General features: G+C 42.1%; 17 protein-coding genes. 12 read left to right on the top strand and 5 right to left on the bottom strand.

Annotated features, from left to right (window positions below; translation table 11 throughout):
* Positions 1–184 precede the first annotated feature (184 nt).
* On the top strand, positions 185–1,369 hold the full coding sequence (locus PN470_RS20915; protein WP_002760089.1) for an NAD(P)H-quinone oxidoreductase subunit H: 1,185 nt from the start codon (positions 185–187) through the stop codon (positions 1,367–1,369).
* A 117-nt stretch (positions 1,370–1,486) separates the two neighbouring features.
* Here PN470_RS20915 and PN470_RS20910 read toward each other — a convergent pair whose 3' ends face one another.
* Complete coding sequence (locus PN470_RS20910) at positions 1,487–1,666, bottom strand: hypothetical protein (protein WP_271936786.1); 180 nt, start codon at positions 1,664–1,666, stop codon at positions 1,487–1,489.
* A gap of 126 nt (positions 1,667–1,792) precedes the next feature.
* Between PN470_RS20910 and PN470_RS20905 the strand changes: the two genes are divergently transcribed.
* From PN470_RS20905 to PN470_RS20875, 7 genes are all read left to right on the top strand, one after another.
* Positions 1,793–3,175 carry a hypothetical protein gene (locus PN470_RS20905; protein ID WP_271936784.1) on the top strand — a complete coding sequence of 461 codons (1,383 nt, stop codon included), beginning with the start codon at positions 1,793–1,795 and terminating at the stop codon, positions 3,173–3,175.
* A complete protein-coding gene (locus PN470_RS20900) occupies positions 3,157–4,128 on the top strand; it encodes an AAA family ATPase (protein WP_271936782.1) in 972 nt (323 codons plus the stop codon). The genes PN470_RS20905 and PN470_RS20900 overlap by 19 nt, the downstream gene beginning before the upstream one ends.
* A gap of 8 nt (positions 4,129–4,136) precedes the next feature.
* On the top strand, positions 4,137–6,863 hold the full coding sequence (locus PN470_RS20895) for an SUMF1/EgtB/PvdO family nonheme iron enzyme (RefSeq protein WP_272105033.1): 2,727 nt from the start codon (positions 4,137–4,139) through the stop codon (positions 6,861–6,863).
* Positions 6,864–7,274: 411 nt separating this feature from the next.
* Positions 7,275–9,623, top strand: coding sequence for an HD family phosphohydrolase (locus PN470_RS20890; protein WP_272105032.1), 2,349 nt, complete (start codon positions 7,275–7,277; stop codon positions 9,621–9,623).
* Entirely contained in the window at positions 9,620–10,087 is a 468-nt protein-coding gene (locus PN470_RS20885) for a DUF29 domain-containing protein (RefSeq protein ID WP_002754411.1), read from the top strand. The genes PN470_RS20890 and PN470_RS20885 overlap by 4 nt, the downstream gene beginning before the upstream one ends.
* 38 nt (positions 10,088–10,125) lie before the next feature.
* Complete coding sequence (locus PN470_RS20880; protein ID WP_272105031.1) at positions 10,126–10,773, top strand: Uma2 family endonuclease; 648 nt, start codon at positions 10,126–10,128, stop codon at positions 10,771–10,773.
* A 144-nt stretch (positions 10,774–10,917) separates the two neighbouring features.
* Positions 10,918–11,559 (top strand): Uma2 family endonuclease, encoded by a 642-nt coding sequence (locus PN470_RS20875; RefSeq protein ID WP_271938390.1) that lies wholly within the window; start codon positions 10,918–10,920, stop codon positions 11,557–11,559.
* Between the two features lie 35 nt (positions 11,560–11,594).
* On the opposite strand, the gene PN470_RS20870 is transcribed toward PN470_RS20875, so the two are convergent.
* The gene (locus PN470_RS20870; protein ID WP_110578140.1) at positions 11,595–12,167 is read right to left on the bottom strand and encodes a Uma2 family endonuclease; all 573 of its coding nucleotides are present in this window, start codon (positions 12,165–12,167) and stop codon (positions 11,595–11,597) included.
* A gap of 209 nt (positions 12,168–12,376) precedes the next feature.
* Here PN470_RS20870 and ileS point away from each other — a divergent pair, with 209 nt between their 5' ends.
* The 4 genes from ileS (at position 12,377) to PN470_RS20850 (ending at position 17,464) form a co-directional block, all read left to right on the top strand.
* Positions 12,377–15,235: an isoleucine--tRNA ligase gene (gene ileS / locus PN470_RS20865; RefSeq protein WP_272105030.1), complete on the top strand. Its 2,859-nt coding sequence runs from the start codon at positions 12,377–12,379 to the stop codon at positions 15,233–15,235.
* Between the two features lie 84 nt (positions 15,236–15,319).
* Complete coding sequence (locus PN470_RS20860) at positions 15,320–16,429, top strand: DUF262 domain-containing protein (protein WP_272105029.1); 1,110 nt, start codon at positions 15,320–15,322, stop codon at positions 16,427–16,429.
* Positions 16,419–16,922: a HEPN domain-containing protein gene (locus tag PN470_RS20855; protein ID WP_271938382.1), complete on the top strand. Its 504-nt coding sequence runs from the start codon at positions 16,419–16,421 to the stop codon at positions 16,920–16,922. The genes PN470_RS20860 and PN470_RS20855 overlap by 11 nt, the downstream gene beginning before the upstream one ends.
* Before the next feature lie 125 nt (positions 16,923–17,047).
* Positions 17,048–17,464, top strand: a complete 417-nt coding sequence (locus PN470_RS20850) for a RidA family protein (protein WP_272105028.1) — start codon at positions 17,048–17,050, stop codon at positions 17,462–17,464.
* Between the two features lie 40 nt (positions 17,465–17,504).
* Here the strand turns inward: PN470_RS20850 and PN470_RS20845 are convergent, their stop codons facing one another.
* The 3 genes from PN470_RS20845 to PN470_RS20835 all read right to left on the bottom strand — a co-directional run bounded on the left by PN470_RS20845 (position 17,505) and on the right by PN470_RS20835 (position 22,694).
* A complete protein-coding gene (locus PN470_RS20845) occupies positions 17,505–19,385 on the bottom strand; it encodes a DNA-directed RNA polymerase subunit gamma (protein ID WP_272105027.1) in 1,881 nt (626 codons plus the stop codon).
* A gap of 180 nt (positions 19,386–19,565) precedes the next feature.
* Entirely contained in the window at positions 19,566–21,071 is a 1,506-nt protein-coding gene (locus tag PN470_RS20840) for a WD40 repeat domain-containing protein (RefSeq protein WP_272105026.1), read from the bottom strand.
* A gap of 42 nt (positions 21,072–21,113) precedes the next feature.
* Positions 21,114–22,694, bottom strand: a complete 1,581-nt coding sequence (locus PN470_RS20835) for a photosystem II high light acclimation radical SAM protein (RefSeq protein ID WP_271938377.1) — start codon at positions 22,692–22,694, stop codon at positions 21,114–21,116.
* Positions 22,695–22,849: the final 155 nt, after the last annotated feature.

Here is a 22,849-nt window from a genome sequence, read left to right as displayed (position 1 = left end):
GGTGTGGGGTGTGGGGTGTGGGGTGTGGGGAAGTGGGGAGAATAAATAAAAATAATCTCCTGACTACTGACTACTGATTACTGATTACTGATCACTGATTACTGATACCCGATAGTCCTTGTGTATTGTCGAAGCGTTTACTTATAATAACTTTAAAAAGATTTTCGGGATCATCGGTAGCCCTATGGCAAAAATTGAAACGAGAACAGAACCCATGGTTTTAAACATGGGACCCCATCACCCTTCGATGCACGGAGTTTTGCGCTTAATCGTCACCCTTGACGGGGAAGACGTGATTGACTGTGAACCCGTAATCGGTTATCTTCATCGGGGCATGGAAAAAATTGCCGAAAATCGCACCAATGTCATGTACGTTCCCTACGTTAGTCGTTGGGATTACGCCGCAGGGATGTTTAATGAGGCGATTACGGTCAATGCTCCCGAAAAATTAGCCGATATCGCCGTTCCCAAACGAGCGCAATATATCCGGGTGATTATGTTGGAACTCAACCGCATCGCTAACCATTTACTCTGGTTAGGCCCCTTTATGGCGGATGTAGGCGCACAAACTCCCTTTTTCTACATTTTCCGGGAACGGGAGATGATTTATGACCTCTGGGAAGCTGCCACGGGAATGCGGTTAATTAATAACAATTATTTCCGTATTGGTGGCGTGGCGGTGGATTTACCCTACGGATGGGTGGATAAGTGCGTGGATTTCTGTGACTATTTTGACCCCAAAGTGGACGAATACGAGAAATTAATCACTAATAACCCGATTTTCCGCCGTCGTATTGAAGGGATAGGCTGCATTACCAGAGACGAAGCGATTAACTGGGGTTTATCCGGTCCGATGTTACGCGCTTCTGGGGTGAAATGGGATTTAAGAAAAGTTGACCATTACGAGTGTTACGACGATTTTGACTGGGAAGTGCATTGGGAAACCGCCGGCGATTGTTTTGCTCGTTATCTGGTGCGGATTCGGGAAATGCGCGAATCGGTGAAAATTATCCGGCAAGCACTGAAAGGTTTACCCGGTGGTCCCTACGAAAATCTGGAAGCGAAACGGATGGCAGAAGGGAAAAAATCAGCCTGGAATGATTTTGACTATCAATATATCGCCAAAAAAGTCGCCCCCACTTTTAAGATTCCTAAAGGTGAACATTATGTGCGCTTGGAAAGTGGTAAAGGGGAATTAGGTATCTTTATCGTCGGTAATGATGATGTTTTCCCTTGGCGTTGGAAAATTCGGGCCGCCGATTTTAATAATCTTCAAATTCTGCCCCATATCCTCAAAGGGGTAAAAGTTGCCGATATTATGGCGATTTTAGGCAGTATTGATATTATTATGGGGTCGGTTGATCGCTAAATCCCCTTCAGGGTGGGTTATCTTATTAACTCACCCTCGTTTTGGTCCAGTCTTATGAAAAAAGCACATCGGCTTTTATTTCAGGTAATGTGCTTAAATCCCTAGTATTTATCTTCCTTAGTGGGTGTGAGTCTTTTTCCCCGCTTCCACCTGAACCTCAGTCATAGGGGGAAGAATCTCGCTTTGGGGAATCTTTAACTCTCCCACCTGAACACCCAAACTAGCCAAAGCAGTTAAAGTGGTGATGATGCGGCAAATCACGTCAATGTCCGCTTTATGTTTTTGCCAGAAATTCATAGATTTTGCTCCTGTCGCCTTAGGGCTTGTTTTTTGAGGACAAGTTGATTAAAATGCTTTCAGCAAATGCTGGCAAAAGGGGATCAAAAAGTGGATCAGATCGTAGGTTGACGTTTGACGAGATTTATGTTAAGGTCTGGCGAAATCAGATTATCGGATGAAGATGTAGAAACCCTTCGTAAGGCTAAAGATGCTTATAAGGGAGACTATTCTTGTGCTTCGGAGAAAATAGAGAAAATATTAATAGAAGCAAGTCGATGGTTACTTGAGGCATTTCTCGAAGAATACCGTAGTCAAACAAAAACTTCCAGTTATACCATTCGATTAAATGTTTTGAAAGCTTGGATGACATCATCGCCACAATCTGGAACAACTAAAGACGTTTTAAAAGAAGATGGGAAGAAATTGTACTTACAAAAGGAATCTGATTTTAAAAGATTTGAAAATGAGAAGAAAAGCGACTACATTACTCAAAATAAAATAAATACACCCAGAATTGAAGATATTAATGATAATTCAATTCATTTAACCTTTGATGAGGTTCTGAATTTTTTATTAGATTCGTCTATTTTAAAGGTAATTGGCATATCTGGAGATAGTTTGCGGTTTTGTACTGAAAAAAAATATGGACTAGGAAAAAAAGGGCAAAGAACCTCTAAACAGTCTTATATTGTTCAAGCTTATTGCGAAGTATTACGACGAGATTTTGAAAGCTTACAATGTTGTCAAAATCATCATCAAAACCCAAAAAATCAACGAACAAATAATGGGAAGATTTATGATATTTTAACAGAATTTAATTACACTAATCTAGTAAAATTTACCAGTTCAATAGCTGCTAAACCTTTACGAGAAGGCAGTATTTATATTCCCCCTTGTCCTCATACATATCGTTTTTGGTGTTTACATCGTTTACACAAACAAATCTTGATCACTAATAATTTGAACGTTAAACCTATTGTTTTTAAGTTTCAAGGAGATGGTCAGGAAGAATGGAATAATTATAATCTTTATGAACATTTTTTAAATAATTCTGGAGGAATTAAAAATTTAAAGACTAATAATTTTTGTTTGATTTTTGAAGGAATTGATTGTGCAGACTTTTCCCTTTTAAAGGATATTTATTCGTTTTGGGAAAGCTTAATTGAAGAAGCTAGTAGAATAAAAAATAGTCCCATTAAAGGCTTTTTATTAATGATTTGGTTAGATTATGGAGAAGGGAATGATTGGAGAGATAAGGACAAATTATCAGAATTAAGTCCTATTCACCGCTTACAGATTGACTCTTGCTTTGAACAACGGTCTTTTCAGGAAATTATTCCTACTTTTGCTCAACAACTTCAGTTAGGTTGTGACTTACAGGATGAAACCACAGACTTATTTAAATCTACCTTGCAGGAATTATGGGAAAATAGCAAACACGGCAACATAGAAGACACACTGAAAGCTTTTTATCAACAATTTCAAGGACAATTATCGAGGGAAAATAGATGGCTAAACTATCCTTAACCTACAGGGGAGAAATTCAACCTAAATCGGATCTTTATTATGAACCGATTCAACAGAAAATTTATCCCTATGACGCAGGTGATGAGTTAATAGAAGTTGTTAACTTGGCTATTGAATTGGGAATGCCTTTGTTACTAGAAGGTGAACCGGGATGTGGCAAAAGTCGTCTAGCTCATGCCTTAGTTCATGAATTTAATAATGGTCAGCAAAGTGGTTCTATAAAATATTATGAGTGGATAGTTCAATCTACAAGCAAAGCGGAAGATAGTCTCTATCAATATGATTATATTGGTCGTTTACAAGCTGCTCAAATTAGCGGAATTTTAAGCCAAAAAGAAATAGAAGAATCTTCTTCTGAGCAAAAAAATCCAGCTACTTCAAAAGATTGGGTTGATTTACAACCCTTGGGTAAAGCATTTAAAGAAAGTCAAGATAAACAAGAACAATCGGTAGTATTAATTGATGAAATAGATAAAGCAGATCGAGATTTTCCTAATGATTTACTTTTAGCCATTGAATCTCGTCGTTTTTTCATTAAAGAAACAGGAGAATTAATTCAAGCAAATGATCAAGCTTTTCCTCTGATTATCATTACCAGTAATCAAGAAAAAAACTTACCCAATGCTTTTCTGAGACGTTGCATTTATCACTATATTGAGCTACCCAACCAAGAAAGATTAAGAAAAATATTAACCGAACGGTTTACCGACGCTGAACAAGAGGTTATCATCAAAGCAGTGGACCGTTTTCAGGAAGTGAGAACATCACAAGACGAGACTAAATCTGAAGGAGAAAAAAAAGTTAGCACCAGTGAATTAATAGCCTGGTTTAAATCGTTGCTCAAGTACAAACCTGAAGAAATTATCGCCAAATTAAACGAGGACAAATTACCCCACGCTAGTGTTTTACTAAAAAGCCGTACCGATTTACAAGATTATGGAACAAGAGGTTAAAAAAGCCAATGACATCCCCCCTACTTGACCTATTTTATCAACTCAGAGACGAAGAAGGATTTCTGCTGTCTATTGAACAATATTATCGGGTGGAAAATTACCTAATTCAAAAACTCGCCAATGATTCTGATATTGCTATTCAAGAAAATCCCAACTTAGAGAATCCTAAAATTAAACTTCTTTGTCAAGCTTTATGGGTTAAATCCCCGAAAGAAAAAGAAAAGTTTGATCAGGCCTGGACAGAGATGCTACAGTTACAACCAGAAATAAATACAGAAATAGCCCAAAAAACACCTATTCGCCATCCAGAAGAATCGATTAGCAAAATCATAAACCCGATGGATGATAGGGAATCTCCCTCATTAGAAATTACCCCTTCTGGGGATACAAAAATAGCACCAGAGACTTCATTTCCACAAATTGCCACAGCTATTGAAAAGCGAAAAAAAATCACATCCCTAGATAATCCTGATTATTATCCTATTGGCATCGCTAAGTTACAAGAAAGTTGGCAGCAACTGCGTCCATTACCCCTAGAAAGTCCTCGACAAACTTGGGATCTAAAAGCCACGGTGATGGCAACGGCTAAACGAGGTTTTTTTGATCAAATAATTTACCAAAAGAAACAACTTTATCGCCGAGAAATTATAATTTTTATTGATTGTTCTGACTCGATGATTCCCTTTGCAGGATTTGGTCGAATAATGAAGCAAACTTGGGCAAATGTTCCCCATTTTTACTTTGATAATCTGATTAGAGACGAGGTTTTACAACAAGAAAACGGTTGGGAAAGTCAATCTTTAAGCAAAGTTCTCTCTAACTATTCTCCGGAAGTAACCAGTTGTCTAATTCTTAGTGATGCGGGTGCCGCTAGAAAACGTTATGTAGAAGAGCGCTTGAGCGCAACAGAAACCCTTATCCGACGATTTAGCCGAAGATTTAGCCGAGTCGCATGGTTAAACCCCTTACCCTATCATCGATGGTATGGGACAACTGCGATCGATATTGCTGATTTAGCTGAAGATATACCCAATTTTTCCATGTTTGAACTAACCACAGAGGATTGGGAAAACTTGATAACATGGCTAAAAGAAGAAGCTATCCCACCCCGTCATTTTTCATTTAATCCTAATCAATTTCACCAAGGGGATAATTGGGATGAGGATGAAGATTTTTTTAGCGCAGAAAGCCGTTTAAGATTATTTGAAAAAGAAAACGAACCAAACACCAGAGAACTAGCGAAAAGAGCGGCATTTCCCCTTAGTTTATCCCCTAATTTACTTTATTATCTGCGTCAACATCAAGATAAAGATAATCAAGCTCCTTGGTATGCGATCGCTGATATTTTACTCTCCAGTTTAGTCCGCAAAATAGATCGAGAACTCTATGAAATGTCTCCCGATGTTCGTAAACTACTATTAGAAAAATTAACCCCAGAGGAACTCAAATCTCTGGCCTATCAGTTACAAACCTATATTCAGGAAGAAATCGGTGATTATTGCTCAAAATCGGTTTATTGGCAAAATCAACAATGGTTAGCTCTTGCCTACCTAAAACCTAGTCAAGCAGTCAACGAAATCAGACAGCTACTAGCAGAAGCTATCAAAAATAATAACCGAGTGCGTCTTGTGAGATTGACAGCTTTATTAGAAAATATATCGGCTGCTTTAGCCGATTATGAACCCTTATTATTGCTTAATAAAACGATTGCCGCCTATTCTAGAGGGGATTTAAACCACGTTGGCAATGTCCTTCAACTTTCCCCAGAAGACGAAGGAACCCTACAAAAACGTTTAATAGACGAAGTAGCCGCTATTGTTCCCTACGATGAAAACCTTTTCCTTTTTACCGCAGAAACGGTATTGGTTAATAAAACAGGCAAATTTATCGAGAGAAAACCTGTTAAAGCCTATTTTTACGATGAAAACCTTCCGGAAGTTGGCAACCGGAAAAAAGCTCAAAACTATATCCGCATGATGTATATTCCCCAAGGAGAATTCTGGATGGGAACAGAAGACAAGGAAATCGAAAGACTGGTTAAAAAATATGGTGGGGACGGATTTAAAAAGGAAGGACCACAACACCTAGTCAAAGTCCCCGCTTTCTACATGAGTCAAACCCCGATTACCCAAGCTCAGTGGCAAGCTATCGCCGCAACCGCTAAAATAGACATCAACCTGAAGACAAACCCCTCTCGCTTCAAAGGGGATGAGCTACCCGTAGAAAGAGTCAACTGGTATGAAGCAACGGAATTCTGTAAACGACTATCAAGGGAAACAAAACGGGAGTATCGGCTACCGAGTGAGGCAGAATGGGAGTACGCCTGTAGAGCGGGGACAACAACCGCCTTTCACTTTGGGGAAACGATAACGGCAGATTTAGCTAACTATCGAGGTACTAAAACTTATGCCGATGAACCTACAGGAGAATATCGACAACAAACGACTCCCGTGGGACAATTTCCCCCAAACGCTTTTGGGCTATACGATATGCACGGCAATGTCTGGGAGTGGTGCGCCGATACTTGGCACGGTAATTATTATGGTGCACCGAGGGATGGCAGTGTCTGGATAGAAAATGGGAATAATAATTATTCTCCATTGCGGGGCGGTTCTTGGTTCAACTTTCCACGTCTCTGCCGTTCCGCTTACCGCGACTACTACTACTCCCGCCGCGACTACTACTGCGACTTCATCGGTTTTCGGGTGGTGTGCGGTGCTGGGGGGACTTTGTAACCCTTTTTCTCTTTTTTTCCCGCCCAAAGGCCGGTCGATTTTGTAGGGGCGAACTGCGTTCGCCCACCGGCAATAATCAGCCCACCGACAATAATAATCGTCCCACCGGCAATAATCGGCCCGCCCGTTTTTTGGGGTTTTGGGGGAATTTGGGTTATTTGGGCGCACGCGATGCGCCCCTACGGGTTTTTGGGGGAATTTGGGGGGATTTGGGCGCACGCGATGCGCCCCTACGGGTTTTGGACGCAGCGGAAGGCGAAAAACCCCCGCATCAAGTTAATCTAGATACCTTTCGAGAAAAAATTTTTTTGCACAGGGAGTCCTTAAAATAGAAAAGGGAACACAAAACCAAATTGCTGGTATTTTTCCTCTGGGCATGGTGGCGCAGTTTATAGAATTTAGCTGGAATTTATGAATCATTTTCTGCATTCTTTCACTGTTTTTCCTGATTCTGCCCGAAAATCTCGCTCTTACTCTCTGAGTAAACTGCGACGACCCTTAATCTTCCTGTTTACCGTCGGTTGTCTGACTAGCGTGGTCGGTTATCGTTTCTATAATCAGCCGAAATTGGCCGTCGGGACTATTTCCCCGGTCACGATTATCGCCCCCGAAGATGCCCGTTTTCAAGACCAAGAAACCACCGCCCTCAAACGCCAAAAAATTCGGGCTGGACTGCTTCCCCGGCTGAAAAGAGACCCCCAAACCACCGACCAGATCGAGCGATCGCTGCAGGACACATTAGGGCAATTAAGTCAAATTCGCCCAATTTTGCGAAGAAATTCCATTTTAATGGGCAGGACTATTTCTAACGCCACGCTGGGAACGCTGCTCACCTTTTCTGCCGCTCAATGGTCAACTCTACAGAGCCGCCTCAACTATGAAGAATCTTTTACAAACCTCTTGACAAAAGAGCAGGAATATGCTGTTAGCGAAATCCAAGCCTATCGTCAGCGCGTGACGAAGGGAAGCTTTGAGCAATTTATCGATCGATTGGAGCAATTACGGCAAATAAAGGAGCAAACCAGCCAAAATTATCGGCATTCCAGCTTAAATAAACTCAAATACGCCGATCTGATCACAGCAGCCCAAATGGGCGATCGAGAGTGGCAAAACCTAGAAACAGCAGTCCTGCAAGCGAGTCGCCGGATTTTGGTACAAGGCATTCCCCCGGGGATTTCCACCAGTCACCTAGAGGATACCATCGCCGTGCAGATTAGCAGCGATCGCCTAACCGGTCGCCAGCAGTCTTTAGCCGAAAATATCCTTCTGGCGGCCCTGGAGGGAGAAGCGAACCTGATAGAAGATCGGGAGGCAACCAAAGAACAAGCCGCTAAAGCGGTGGAAGCGGTAGATATGGTCATGTCTAGCGCTCAAACCGGTCAAATTATCGTTAAAGCAGGCGAAAAAATTACTCAAGCTCAGTTTATTCTCATTGATGGCTTTGGTTTGAGCGAACGGGGCATTAACTGGATGGGTTTAGGGTCAACGGCAATCCTTGTCACCAGTGCGATCGGGACTTTTTGCCTCGTTGCTCAGCGTCTCCATCGGCCTCTGCGTCACCGGGATTTTATTCTCTTGGGTTTACTAAGTTTTACCACACCGATCCTAGCGATCGCCAATATTCCCTTTACCAATTTGGCAGCCGTGGGTTTATTAGTCAGCAGTTTCTACGGCCCGACTCTGGCCGTCACCCAGGTCCTCTTAACTGCCGGTCTTTCCCTATTCAGCATACAAGGTATCAGCGCCGATTTAATCGCCGGGACGATAGGGGGACTATTAGCGGCCATGATAGCGGCAAAATTGCGCTCCAGGGATGAATTATCGCTACTAGGGATGGGAATCGGAGTCAGCCAAGGCGGTGTTTATCTGCTCACTTACCTAATCGTTAGCGCCACGGCCAGCACGATCATCTATACTCTACTACCCACGGCCCTCGTCTATGGTCTATCGGGAATAGCTTGGACGGTAATCGCCCTAGGATTATCCCCCTATTTGGAACGCTGTTTCGATGTGGTCACTCCCATTCGTCTGGTGGAGTTGTCCAATCCTAATTGTAGTTTGCTCAAACGTTTGGCCACGGAAGCGCCGGGGACTTTTCAACATACCCTTTTTGTCGCCTGTTTAGCTGAAGCGGCCGCCCGAAAACTGCACTGTAATGTGGAATTAATTCGCACGGGGACTCTCTATCACGATATCGGGAAAATGCACGATCCTCTCGGTTTTATTGAAAATCAAATGGGTGGCCCGAATAAACACGATGAAATTAATGATCCCTACGTCAGCGCCGAGATTATTAAAAAGCACGTTAGTGAAGGGTTAGTCATGGCCCGCAGACACGGTTTACCGCGAGTCGTCCGCGATTTTATTCCCGAACACCAAGGTAATCTCTTAATTTCCTATTTTTATCAGCAAGCTTTGCAAAAATCCGCCCAAAATGGTCAAGAATTCGTCGATGAGGCGGCCTTTCGCTACGATGGTCCGATTCCCCAATCGCGAGAAACGGCGATCGTTATGTTAGCCGATAGTAGCGAGGCCGCTTTGCGATCGCTGAAGGAGGCATCCCCAGAACAAGCCATGGATATGATCAAAAAGATTTTTCAGGCCCGATGGCGCGATCAACAATTAGTAGATAGTGGTATTCGTCAGGAGGAATTACCAATTATTGCCGAGGTTTTTGTGCAAGTTTGGCAACAATTCCACCATCAACGCATTGCCTACCCGAAAGCAGTTTTAGAAGTCTCCTCAGCCAAAAAAATATGAAAAAAGATACTTGGCTAAATCAGTTACAATTTCTCTACGAACAAGATGAACATCTCTGGTTGACTGAAACAATTAAACTTCTCAAGGAAAATCGTCTAGCTGAGTTGGATATTCAACATTTAATCGAGGAGTTGGAGGCTTTGAGCAAACGGGATAAAAATCGAGTTGAGAGTTTTTTAAGACAGATAATTATTCATCTTTTGCTGTGGCAATATTGGTCAAAAGAATTTGAATTAAATCATCGGCATTGGCAAGGAGAAATAGCCACTTTTAGAGTGCAGCTAAATGGATATTTAAGTACAAATTTAGAAAAATATCTCCTAGATAACCAAGAAAAAATCTATCAAGATGCCGTTTTTATTGTCGGGCAAAAAACTGAAATATCTCCTCACAATTTCCCTCTAAATTGTCCCTATTCTCTTGAACAAATGCTTGATAGGCATTGGTTGCCAGAGCGAAATTAGTTAAATCCCACAGCTAAAAATCAAGGATAATTACCAAAATGTTACTAATTACTCTCAACGAAAATACTTTATCTTTATCTCCGGGCAGTCAAGTTATTTTTCCCCATCAGACTTGGGAAGATTACGAAAGATTGCTGAGTTTACGTCTCCAAAAAACCTATCCCAAACTCTATTTTAATTGCAAAACGCAAGAAATTCGGCTTATGTCTCCCTTACCAAGTCATGGCAAACGTATCAATCTTTTAAGTGATTTAGTAAAAATTATCCTTCGTCGTCAAGGCAAAGACTGGGAATGTTTTGATCCGATTACCTTGAAAATTCCGGGGGAAGCGGGATTAGAACCAGATACTTGTTTTTATATTGATAATAGAGAGGCAATTTTAGGCAAAGAGAGAATTGATTTAACTGTTGATCCTCCTCCCGATTTAGCTATAGAAGTGGATTTTACTTCTCTGACTGATGTAGAGGCTTATCAATTGTTGAAAATACCCGAATTGTGGGTTTATCGTCGGGAAGAATTAAAAATATATTTGTTAATAGAAGACAGTTATCAAGAAAGGGAAAATAGTCTTCTCTTTCCCGATATAAATATCAAGAAACTTTTTCCCTATTATGTTGAATTAGGCTGGAATCAAGGTTCTAGTATTGCTTTACGTCAGTTTGAAGCTTTAGAGAATTTTAGTTAAAACACTTTTTGTATAAAAGTGAGCCATGTACCCAATTAATCCCCCCTTAATCCAGGCTTAATAAGGCTTGATCCCCCCTGCCTCCCTTAATAAGGGGGGTGCCGATAGGCGGGGGAATCTGACAAACTAAAAATAATTATCAAAATGCTACTAATTACTCTCAACGAAAATACTTTATCTTTATCTCCTGGCAGTCAAGTTATTTTTCCCCATCAGACTTGGGAAGATTACCAAAGATTGCTGAGTTTACGTCTCCAGAAAACCTATCCCAAACTCTATTTTAATCGCAAAACTCAAGAAATTCGGCTTATGTCTCCTTTACCAAGTCATGGCAATCGTGTTGATACATTAAGGGATTTAGTAAAAATTATCCTCTGTCGTCAAGGTAAAGACTGGCAATGTTTTGATCCGATTACCTTGAAAATTCTGGGGGAAGCGGGAGTAGAGCCAGATACTTGTTTTTATATTGATAATAGACAGTCAATTTTAGGCAAAGAGAGAATTGATTTAACTGTTGATCCTCCTCCCGATTTAGCTATAGAAGTGGACTTTACTTCTCTGACTGATGTAGAGGCTTATCAATTGCTAAAAATCCCCGAATTGTGGGTTTATCGTCGGGAAGAATTAAAAATATATCTGTTCATAGAAGATAGTTGTCAGGAAAGTGAAAATAGTCGTCTCTTTCCCGATATAAATATCAAGAAACTTTTTCCCTATTATGTTGAATTAGGCTGGAACCAAGGTTCTAGTATTGCCTTACGTCAATTTGAAGCTTTAGAGAATTAGAGACCTAAAAGTGCGATGTCAAAAAATAATTGTAATTATATCAAACCGGGGACTTTCCGATAGATAGAAGCGATCGATCCCCGGAATCCTACACTGGTAAATTCTACCTCATCTCCCGCTTCATAGATCTGTTCTTGCCAAACTCCCGAATCCTCGCGACGGTGACATTCAATTTTCATCTGGTTTTGATGAATAAGAATGTATTCTTTTAGGGTGGGACAGGTTTGATAATCGCTGAATTTATCACCCCTATCAAAGGATTCCGTAGATTTCGATAATACTTCAATAATCAGAACGGGATAGAGAATAAAATCATCGGTATTGTTAATCTCTCTCTCGTCACAAACCACCGCAATATCGGGATAATAATAACAATTTGCCTCCTCTAACCGGACTTTGATATCGGAAGTGAGAACAAGACAGGGACTATCATCGAGATGGATACTCAATAAAGTAGCTAGATTTGTATTTAAGACAATATGGGGCTTTTTTGCGCCTACCATCGCATAAATCCGTCCTTTTCGGTACTCGTGCTTGATCGGACTGACTCTTTCCCCTTCTAGATACACTTCTGGAGAGACATAAAAAAAATTAGGATTCGTCACCATCGTCCCCATGCTCCCTATTCTCGAATAACTAAATTATAGCCTTTGGGAATCATCGCTCTTGGACACAATCTCGCTAGACTTATAGATCAATGATTGTCACTTGTAATATTTATATTACAGTTATGTGACAGACTAGAGATAACGACTCTCAAAGGGACGTTATTTAGGAATGAATCCCGAAAACGATTGATATCCATAGGTTTGCTAGAATGTCCAACGCTAAAAGTTACAAAGATACCGTTAATTTGCCTCAAACTGACTTTGATATGCGAGCAAATGCCAGTAAACGTGAGCCAGAAATGCAGAAATTCTGGCAAGATGAGCAAATATACGAGAAATTAGCGCAAAATAACCCCAAAGAATTATTTATTCTCCACGATGGTCCACCCTACGCTAACGGGTCACTGCATATCGGTCATGCTTTAAATAAAATTCTCAAAGACATTATCAATAAATATAAACTGCTGCAAGGCTACAAAGTGCGCTATGTGCCGGGTTGGGATTGTCACGGGTTGCCGATCGAACTGAAGGTTTTACAAAGTCTCAAAAGCTCGGAAAAAGAGGGTCTAACCCCTTTGAAATTACGTCAGAAAGCCCACGATTTTGCCCTTCAAACGCAAAAAGAACAGTGTGAAGGTTTCAAAAGGTATGGAGTCTGGGGAGACTGGGAAAATCCCTATTTAACCCTACAACCGGAATACGAGGCCGCTCAAATTGCCGTATTCGGAAAAATGGCCCTAAAAGGTTATATTTATCGGGGACTAAAACCGGTTCACTGGAGTCCTAGTTCTCAAACCGCTTTAGCTGAGGCAGAATTAGAATATCCCGAAGGTCACACTTCCCGCAGTGTCTATGTTGCTTTCCCGATTACGTCAGTTTCAACCCCGGTTTTAAGGCCATTTTTGCCTAATTTATCCGTGGCTATCTGGACGACTACTCCCTGGACTTTACCCGGGAATTTGGCCGTCGCATTGAACCCAGAATTAAACTATTCAGTGGTGGAAACCAGCGAGTCTAATTATCTAATCGTAGCGACGGATTTAGTCGAAAAATTGACCGACACTTTTAACAGGACTTTGACGATTAAAGCAACGGTTAAAGGTCTGGAATTAGAACATACTAAATATCGTCATCCTTTGTTTGACAGAGAAAGTGCGATTCTCATCGGTGGGGATTATGTAACCACTGATTCCGGCACCGGATTAGTTCATACTGCACCTGGCCATGGTCAGGAGGATTATATCGTCGGACAACGTTACGGTTTACCGATACTTTCTCCCGTGGATGATAAGGGAAATTTCACCGCAGAAGCGGGACAATTTGCGGGTTTAAATGTCTTGAAAGATGCTAATGAAGCGATAATTTTAGCACTGACAGAAAAGGGTGCCTTACTCAAAGAAGAAGCATATCAGCATAAATATCCCTACGATTGGAGAACCAAAAAACCGACAATTTTCCGCGCAACGGAACAATGGTTTGCTTCCGTGGAAGGATTCCGGGAATTAGCTTTAGAAGCAATTGATTCGGTGCGTTGGATTCCTGCAACAGGTAAGAATCGCATCACTTCTATGGTTAGTGAAAGAAGCGATTGGTGTATCTCTCGTCAGCGCAGTTGGGGGGTTCCTATTCCTGTTTTTTATGACGAAGAAACGAATGAACCTCTGTTAACGGAGGAGACGATTAATCACGTTCAAGCTATCTTCGCAGTCAAGGGTTCTAATGCTTGGTGGGAGTTATCCGTAGAGGAATTATTACCTCCCAGTTATCGCGATAATGGTCGCAGTTATCGCAAGGGAATGGATACTATGGATGTGTGGTTTGATTCTGGTTCTAGTTGGAATGCGGTGGCTAATGCTCGACCAGAATTAAGTTATCCTGCGGATATGTATCTAGAAGGATCGGATCAGCATCGGGGATGGTTTCAATCGAGTTTATTAACCAGTGTCGCTGCTAATGGTATTGCTCCCTATAAAACGGTGTTAACTCACGGTTTTGTTTTGGATGAACAGGGACGAAAAATGAGTAAATCTCTGGGTAATGTCATCGATCCCAATGTGATCATTAATGGGGGTAAAGACCAGAAAAAAGAACCCGCTTATGGGGTAGATGTGATTCGGTTATGGGTGTCCTCGGTGGACTATACCAATGATGTGAATATCGGTCAAAATATTCTTAAACAGTTGGTAGATATCCGTAATAAAATCCGTAACACTGCTCGGTTTTTACTGGGGAGTTTAAATGATTTTGATCCCCTTAAGGATGCGGTAGCTTATGAAGATATACCGGAGATCGATCGCTATATGTTACATCGTATCTCGGAAGTGTTTACGGAAGTAACGGCAGCTTTTGAAAGTTTCCAATTCTTCCGCTTTTTCCAGACGGTACAGAATTTTTGTGTTGTCGATTTATCTAACTTTTATATCGACATCGCTAAGGATCGTTTATACATTTCTGATCCTAATTCTTTCCGTCGTCGCAGTTGTCAAACAGTTTATGCTATTGCCTTAGAAAATCTCGCTAAAGCGATCGCTCCTGTCCTGTCTCATCTAGCGGAAGATATCTGGCAATTTCTCCCCTACAAAACTCCTTATTTATCGGTATTTGAGTCAGGATGGCTAAACATCGATCCTGCTTGGAATAATCGCGAATTGGCCGATAAATGGGCCAAATTCCGGCAGCTACGCACCGAAGTTAATAAGGTGATGGAAACTGCCAGAAATGATAAGGCGATCGGTGCTTCTTTAGAGGCAAAAGTTTTACTTTATGTTCCCGATGAAACCTTACAACAGGAGTTAGAATTATTCAACAATTGTGATAGTTTAACTGGGAATAAAGTTGATGAATTGCGTTATCTATTTCTCTCTTCTCAGGTGGAATTAGTTAGTGATATTAGCGCAATTCAAACCGCAGAATATAAGGGAGAATCAGACTTTGTTTCGGTGGGAATTGTCAAAGCAGACGGCGAAAAATGCGATCGCTGTTGGAATTATTCCACTCAAGTGGGAAAATTTGCCGATGATCCCACTATTTGCGAGCGCTGTAATGCCGCTTTAAAAGGAGAGTTCTAAGCTAAATTAAAAGGGTGCTTTATTGTCGAATAAAGTACCCTTTTAACTGTGAAAATTTTATAGATATTAGGACGGATAAAAATTATGGTTAATTATCTCAGTCAAGAAGAGAAATTACTAGCAGCCGAAGAAGAAAAGTATCTAGAGGAAGAAGATGATGTGGATTTTCCTCCTGTAGATATTATTGCTTACAATGAGCAGCGATCCTGCTCTGATCTAGTTAGAATGTATCAAAAAAAACAATTGGTTATCGATCCAGATTTTCAAAGAGATGTGGTGTGGAGTGAGGCACAACAAACTCGTTTTATTGATAGTTTAATGAAACAGTTACCGATTCCTAGTATGTGTATTAGTCTTGACTATAAGACAGATAAACGCTATATCATCGATGGATTACAACGAATTAGTACCATCGTCAAATTTTTAACTACTGAAAATTGGAGGCTATCAAAATTAGCTGATGTAGATTCGTCTATTTCTGGAAAAACAGTTGAGGAAATAAAAACTCAGCATGAAGAATTATATGAACGCGTAGAAAATATGACTATTCCCATCACCATGATTCGCTATGACTCCAGCAAAAAAACTCATAATAATTATATTTTTAACATTTTCCATCGCTTAAATACCGGTGGAGTAAAACTTAATAATCAGGAGATCAGAAATTGTATCTATAATGGCGAGTTTAATACTTTTTTAAAAGAATGCGCTCAATATGAAAACTGGCTTTTGCTGATGGATCGAAAGCAGAAAAAAGCATCTCGATTTGAAGATGAAGAATTAGTTCTTCGTTTCTTTGCTTTTTATGATGGATATCAGAACTACAAGGGGAAATTGACCGGATTTTTAAATGATTATATGTATAAACATAGATTGGCTCATGAAGATTTTATTCAAGATAAAGATGAATTATTTAAGCAAACTGTTGACTTGATTTATGATAGAATCTTCAAAGAGGAACCTCTCAAAACCAGTAAAGTTATTGCTGAGGGAATTCTGTTAGGAGTTGCCAAAAATTTAGATACTTTAGTCAATCTCTCCAATGATGAATTACAAGACAAGTATTCTAGATTAATAAAATCTGAACCATTTTTGACTAAAAATTTAGCTAGTGGTATTTATCAAAAAGATAAGGCTTTAGAGAGAATTAATACATCTATCAAAATTTTTTCATCTACTGGTAATGATTACTAAAAGTTATTTATTCAAGATGTTAAACAGGCTTGATAAACTCTATAATGACTCTACAAGTGATGATCAAAAGATTTTTTATTCTAAACTAGCTCTTATAGAATTATGTGGCTGGATCGAGGAAACTATGGATGATATAGTTTTAAGATGTGCTAAACGATGCTTAAAGTCCCCAGCTAACCAAAAATTCATCAAAGACGAGATTATTAAGCCTAACTCTAACTTTCAATATGAAGCTTTTAGAAAAATGTTGATTATGGTTATTGGTTTAGCAACATTAGAAAAAATCGAAAAAAAGTTAGAAAAAACCGGTAAAATTAGTGCTTTAAAAGGTGATCTCGGTAATCTAAAGAAAAGTCGCAATCGAGCGGCTCATACTCATACTAAAGGTACTTTGAGAACCTATGACGCTCCTTCTAAAACTAAACATGATTTTGATAGAATATATGCTTTGTTAACAGAGTTAGATGCAGAATTGCAGCGTCATAAATGTTGACTTATTTCTCGTACAATCGCTTTTAGCGCACCTTCGACAAAGATAATCAGTCAAAATTAAACCCCCTAACCAGCGAAAATTAACTACAAGCGATCGAAAAACTGGGAAAATATTAAATTGATTCAATGTCATCTTTTTTAACTATCCTGCCCATGAATAATCAGGTCATCCGTACTGATAAAGCTCCGGCCCCTGTGGGTCCCTATAATCAAGCGATCGCCGCTCCTGGTCCTTTTCTCTTTGTTGCGGGACAAATTCCCCTAGATCCCGTCACGGGTGAAATCGTCTCCGGGGAAATTAGCGCCCAAACCGAACAAGTTATGGCCAATCTGGAGGGCATTTTAACCGCTGCTGGGGCTAATTGGTCAAATGTGGTGAAAACTACCGTCTTTCTCTCGGATTTAGCCAATTTCGGGGCGATGAATCAAGTTTATGCCCGTTATTTCCCCCCGGAAACTGCCCCGGCCCGGGCCTGTGTGGAGGTGGCCCGTCTTCCCAAAGATGTGCTAGTGGAAATAGAATGTATTGCCGTTTTAGCCTAAAAATTAAGGTGGGCATTGCCCACCCTAAGGGAATCTCTCTCTAGACTACTAAAGCTTCTAGGATCGTCTTATTGTAGATAATTCGCCCTACAGTAGTACGCACATACTGAGAAATTATCTGACCATCCTTCTCGCGGGTTTTGCGCTCCCGATAATATTTCCAGATGCTGCCATCGGGGAGAGTTTCCGTTTCCAGGACCTCCTCATCGGGTTTATTGGTTTTCACCTTTTCTCCGACTGGTAAACGCAACCACACAGAAGCGTGCAGATCCACCAATCCCTGATCAAAAGAGCGAATAGCATCATCCATGCTGGCGAAATAACGACCCCCACCCTTTTGGGCCTTGGGATTTTCGGCCGTGAGATAATAACAACCCAAAACCATATCCTGAGAAGGGGCAACAATCGGGCGACCGGTCGCCGGTGAGAGAATATTATGACAGGCCAACATCAATAATCGCGCTTCCGATTGTGCTTCCAGGGAGAGGGGAATATGTACGGCCATTTGGTCCCCGTCAAAGTCAGCGTTAAAAGCGGGACAGACGAGGGGATGTAACTGAATCGCCCGGCCCTCCACCAATATCGGTTCAAACGCTTGAATGCCCAAACGGTGCAGGGTAGGGGCGCGGTTTAACATCACCGGGTGTCCCGTGATCACTTCATCCAAGACGTGCCAAACATTGGCATCCCCCCGTTGGATCATTTTCTTGGCTGCCTTGATATTATTGACGATGCCTAATTTAATTAAACGATGAATAACGAAGGGTTGGAACAATTCGATCGCCATTTCCCGGGGTAAACCGCATTGATAGATCTTCAATTTCGGACCGACAACGATAACCGAACGTCCCGAATAGTCCACCCGTTTACCGAGGAGATTTTGACGGAAACGCCCCTGTTTACCCTCGATAATATCCGATAAAGACTTCAGGGCGCGATTATTGGCCCCCACCACCGTGCGACCGCGACGACCGTTATCAATTAAAGCATCGACGGCCTCCTGTAACATCCGTTTTTCGTTGCGGACGATAATTTCCGGGGCGAGAATTTCTTGCAGACGGGATAAACGGTTATTGCGGTTAATCACCCGACGGTAGAGATCGTTCAGGTCAGAGGTGGCAAAACGGCCGCCGTCCAACTGCACCATCGGGCGTAAATCGGGTGGAATCACGGGAATTACGCTTAAAACCATCCATTCTGCCTGAGAACCCGTGGCGATAAAGTTATCGATTACCCGGAGACGTTTAATTAATTTTGCTCGTTTTTGCCCCTTACTTTCGACAATTTCCGTCCGCAGTCTTTCCGCTTCTTCTTCCAGGTTAATTTCCTGTAAGAGTCTTTGGATAGCCTCGGCCCCGATACCCACTTCAATACCGACTAATTCCGAGTCCTCCGCGTAGATTTCTTCTTCGATCTCTAACCATTGATCTTCGCTGAGGAGTTGTTTATAACTAAGATTGCCGGCATTACCCGGATCGAGAACCACATAGGCATTAAAATAGACGATTTGCTCCACGTCCCGCAGGGGCATATCGAGCAGGATACTGAGATAACTGGGAATACCTTTAAGATACCAAACGTGGGTGACGGGGGCAGCTAATTTGATAAAACCCATGCGATGACGACGTACCCGGGACTCGGTGACTTCCACCCCGCAACGTTCACAGACAATTCCCCGGTGACGGACTCGTTTGTATTTACCGCACCAACATTCCCAGTCCTTCGAGGGGCCAAAAATTTTCTCGCAGAATAACCCATCCATTTCCGGTTTGAGAGTCCGATAGTTGATCGTTTCTGGTTTGGTTACTTCTCCGACGACTTGACCGTTAGGTAGGGTTCTTTCTCCCCATTGCCGAATTCTCTCGGGGGACGCTAAACCGATTTTGACGTAATCAAATCTTTGATCTGTTGGAGTCTTCATTCTGAATTTTTTACTATGGGTAATGATTCTGGGATAAGCGATCGCTCTCGCGTTCTCGATGCCCCGATGACAACTATTAGGCAGAAACGACGGTTAACTCAGTCACTTTTTCTTGGGGTCAAACTGGCCCGATCGAGTCCGGGACATTACATTATACAATTTTTCTAGTTCGATCGACCATTAAGTGACATTTTCCCAGATGGTGATGCTGCCGTCGGCCGCGGCCGCCGCTAGGTGACAATAATCGGGGCTGAGAACTAAACTGGAGATCGGCGATGATCGCTCATTGGTGGCGCTGAGAGTTGCGATCGCCTGTTGAGAATTGGCTAACCAGATTTTAATCTCTCCGTCGGTTCCCCCGGTAAATAACCACTGACCCTCCTCTGCAAATACCAAGCTTGTCACCTGACCATTATGGGCATTAATCACCCGAATTGGCGCAAAATGACCGCTTTTCTCCTGGTCGTATTGCCAGATTTTCACCGTCCCATCCACACAACCGGCGGCAATAATCTGACTATCAGCAGCGATCGCCAGACTCTGCACCGAAGAAACGTTACCGGATAGGACGGCGATTTTTGCTCCCGATCCCAATTGCCAGAGGGTGACAGTGCCATCACCTCCAGCTGCGGCGATAAAATCTTGATTAGGAGCCACTGCTAGGGCATAAATTGCCCCTAGACTGTCATAGGAGCTAAATTCTTCGTTTTCCTGCTCTAAATTCCACTGTTTTAGGGTTTGATCGTAACTACCACTAACCAAAAAATGCCAACGGGGGGCAAAATCTAGGCCGTGAATCGAACCGAGATGACCGAGGAAAATTTGATTTAATTCCAGATTACTGCCATCCCTGGCTAAAGTCCATAATTTAACGGTTTGATCGAATCCCCCCGTCGCTAGATGATAATCGCCGTTTCCGGTCACTGCTAGGGCTAAAATGCCCTGATCATGAGCTTCCACCGTATTAATCAGGGTTCCTCTCGCAAAATCCCAGATTTTTAGGGTACGATCCCAACTAACGCTAATTAAAAACCGTTGATCCTCGGTAATTGCGATCGCTGTAATCATTTCCCGATGGGCGCTCAGACGGCGATAATAATGCCAATGGGGGACAGGGGGGGAAGTGGGAGTTAAATTAAGGGTTGGTAGGGTGATTTGTGGCTCATTTTCCGCTTTTATGGCGTTAATATCTGCTGATTCTTCCTTAAGCGGCAAAATCTCTCTTTGTAAGCGACTGTAGGATTTTTCCAGATGTTCGATGCGTTCCAGCAGCCCGTTACGGTTGATATATTGAATAATTTGATTGTAGGACTGTTCGAGGGCGAGAATATTCTCCTCTAATTCTGCGATGGCACTGGCGTTATCCCTGGCCACTGCGGGACTGAGGGACTGTATTTGTGCTGATAAAGCTTCTTTTTCTTCTTCCCACTGCTCCTGTAAATGACCGGTTATCTCGGTTAAGCGTTGAAGTTGCCTGGTTCTTTCTCGGAGACGATTGAGAATATTCAACCCGAAAGTTACGACTAGGAGGAACAAAGGCAAAAACCCCGCACCCATGGCGATAAGGGTAAGCAGGGTTAATCCTAGGGCGATATATTCCGCTAATTCTAGCCCATGGAGGCGATGGTCGGTCATTTTGCAGTTACCGGTAAAGGGATTTTGATCATCTCCTGATTTCAGACTCATGGTAACGCTAATTGCCGCCTTAGGATTGACTAAAATTAATTTTTAAGCAGGAGTTAAGACTTTTTTCTTAGTTTCTATCGGTGCGGTTAAAGCGGATTCTAAATCGGCCTTCCCTAGTCTTGCTTCCAAAATTTTCAGCACTTCCCGTCCAAAATCATCGGGATTTTGTCGCCATGCTTGCAGACAAACTTCGCCAAAGAATGACCCCAAAGGTTCGGGATTCCAGAGCAGTTTTTTGGCTGTCCAGGGCATTAAACTCATGGGATCATAGTCGGGTTTAATAATTTCTTTTTTGAAGGCGTATTCTTCTAGATGGGTATGGGGTTGTAGTCCGATAAAAAAGATGGCTGGTTCCACTTTATCGACTCCAAAAATATTTTCTAATTCCCGATGATAGGCGATAGTTTGACGAATAGTTTCTAGGGTTTCATCAATAACATTAAAGGAATAATTTACCGAAACCAGAGCATTAAAACCTGCCGCTTTTAAGTCTCGACAATTTTGCAGAACTGTCCGTAAATTATAGCCCATACGCATTTTTCGGACTAATTCCTGAGAACCACTGGTGATGCCGATTTCAAAGTAGTTCATGCCTGTTTTTACCATTAAATCGCACAGTTTTGGGGTAAGATTATCGGCGCGAATATAGGCAGCCCAATGGATATCTTTCATCCCATCGGCGAGGATTTTTTCTAATAGTTCTTCTACATCGTTGATAAATTTTCTGGTGGGGATAAATTGGGCATCGGTAAACCAGAAATTGCGAATGCCGCGGTCGTATAATTGGCGGATTTCCTTAACTACTTCATCGGCGGGATTAATGCGTACTTGTTTCCCTTCGACGACGGTATAGATGCAGTAGCAGCAGTTATGGGGACAGCCGCGCTTGGTTTGTACCCCGATATAAAAGTCGTTTTCTTGGAAATAGTAGGAAAATTCCGGCCAAATACTGGCGATGTAATCGTAGTTACAAGCGGATTTTTCTAAGGGGGTGGGGGATTCGTGGATTAAACGCGGCCGGGGTGTGGTTTCTCCGACCACATAACAACGTTCATCGCTAAAGTCCCGGCCGGAGAGGAATTTTTCTAGCAGGGTTTCCCCTTCTCCCACTGATACAATTGTTCCTATGGGCAGTTTGGTTTTTAGTTGTTCGTAGAAAACACTGACGGCACCACCTCCGACGATAACTCGCGCTTCGGGATGGTATTTTCTGGCCCGCTGCAACCCGCGGCGAATTAGTCCCTGATTGCGCCATAATTCGCCGTAGTAGGCTGTTGTCACCTTTAAACCCCCTAAAGCACCTCGCAGCTTGATTAGGGGGTTTTTAGCGTAGTAAAATTCAAAGGCGTTTTGCAGGGGATTGCCACCGCGACCACCGACGGGGGCATATATTTGAATATCCCGCCAGGAGAATACTAGCAGGGTCGGCCGAAATTCGTCAACACAGCGATCGAGTGCTTGGTTAAAGTCTAAGGGGGGGACGGTGCCAAGGTCAAAGATCCTTTGTTCGATGTCGGGGAAGAGTTTATGGACGTGGTCGGAAAGATAAACCACACCGATGGGGAAAATGGGGTTACAGGGGAGTCTAACGTAGAGGATGCGTTGTGCTTGCGGTTGAGTCATGAGATTTCTGAATCGGACGGGGACGCATTCTGAGTAATCTTAATATAACTTAACTTTGTCCGGCTTGTCTGGCAGTTATCAGTTATCAGTTATCAGTTATCAGTTATCAGTTATCAGTTCACTGAGAAAACTCCCCACACCCCACACCCCACACC

Source organism: Microcystis sp. CS-574, from assembly GCF_028329095.1.
Taxonomy (GTDB): domain Bacteria; phylum Cyanobacteriota; class Cyanobacteriia; order Cyanobacteriales; family Microcystaceae; genus Microcystis; species Microcystis ichthyoblabe_A.
The sequence above is the reverse complement of the archived record's forward strand: the minus strand, read 5'-3'. Positions and strand labels throughout refer to the sequence as shown.

Excerpts from the sequence above, each read along its gene's own strand:
- PN470_RS20900 (WP_271936782.1), top strand. The coding sequence starts at position 3,157 with ATGGCTAAACTATCCTTAACCTACAGGGGAGAAATTCAACCTAAATCG.
- PN470_RS20910 (WP_271936786.1), bottom strand. The coding sequence starts at position 1,666 with ATGAATTTCTGGCAAAAACATAAAGCGGACATTGACGTGATTTGCCGC.
- PN470_RS20905 (WP_271936784.1), top strand. The coding sequence starts at position 1,793 with ATGTTAAGGTCTGGCGAAATCAGATTATCGGATGAAGATGTAGAAACC.
- PN470_RS20915 (WP_002760089.1), top strand. The coding sequence starts at position 185 with ATGGCAAAAATTGAAACGAGAACAGAACCCATGGTTTTAAACATGGGA.
- PN470_RS20855 (WP_271938382.1), top strand. The coding sequence starts at position 16,419 with ATGATTACTAAAAGTTATTTATTCAAGATGTTAAACAGGCTTGATAAA.
- PN470_RS20860 (WP_272105029.1), top strand. The coding sequence starts at position 15,320 with ATGGTTAATTATCTCAGTCAAGAAGAGAAATTACTAGCAGCCGAAGAA.
- PN470_RS20850 (WP_272105028.1), top strand. The coding sequence starts at position 17,048 with ATGTCATCTTTTTTAACTATCCTGCCCATGAATAATCAGGTCATCCGT.
- PN470_RS20870 (WP_110578140.1), bottom strand. The coding sequence starts at position 12,167 with ATGGTGACGAATCCTAATTTTTTTTATGTCTCTCCAGAAGTGTATCTA.
- PN470_RS20845 (WP_272105027.1), bottom strand. The coding sequence starts at position 19,385 with ATGAAGACTCCAACAGATCAAAGATTTGATTACGTCAAAATCGGTTTA.
- PN470_RS20880 (WP_272105031.1), top strand. The coding sequence starts at position 10,126 with ATGTTACTAATTACTCTCAACGAAAATACTTTATCTTTATCTCCGGGC.
- ileS (WP_272105030.1), top strand. The coding sequence starts at position 12,377 with ATGTCCAACGCTAAAAGTTACAAAGATACCGTTAATTTGCCTCAAACT.
- PN470_RS20840 (WP_272105026.1), bottom strand. The coding sequence starts at position 21,071 with ATGAGTCTGAAATCAGGAGATGATCAAAATCCCTTTACCGGTAACTGC.
- PN470_RS20835 (WP_271938377.1), bottom strand. The coding sequence starts at position 22,694 with ATGACTCAACCGCAAGCACAACGCATCCTCTACGTTAGACTCCCCTGT.
- PN470_RS20895 (WP_272105033.1), top strand. The coding sequence starts at position 4,137 with ATGACATCCCCCCTACTTGACCTATTTTATCAACTCAGAGACGAAGAA.
- PN470_RS20890 (WP_272105032.1), top strand. The coding sequence starts at position 7,275 with ATGAATCATTTTCTGCATTCTTTCACTGTTTTTCCTGATTCTGCCCGA.
- PN470_RS20885 (WP_002754411.1), top strand. The coding sequence starts at position 9,620 with ATGAAAAAAGATACTTGGCTAAATCAGTTACAATTTCTCTACGAACAA.
- PN470_RS20875 (WP_271938390.1), top strand. The coding sequence starts at position 10,918 with ATGCTACTAATTACTCTCAACGAAAATACTTTATCTTTATCTCCTGGC.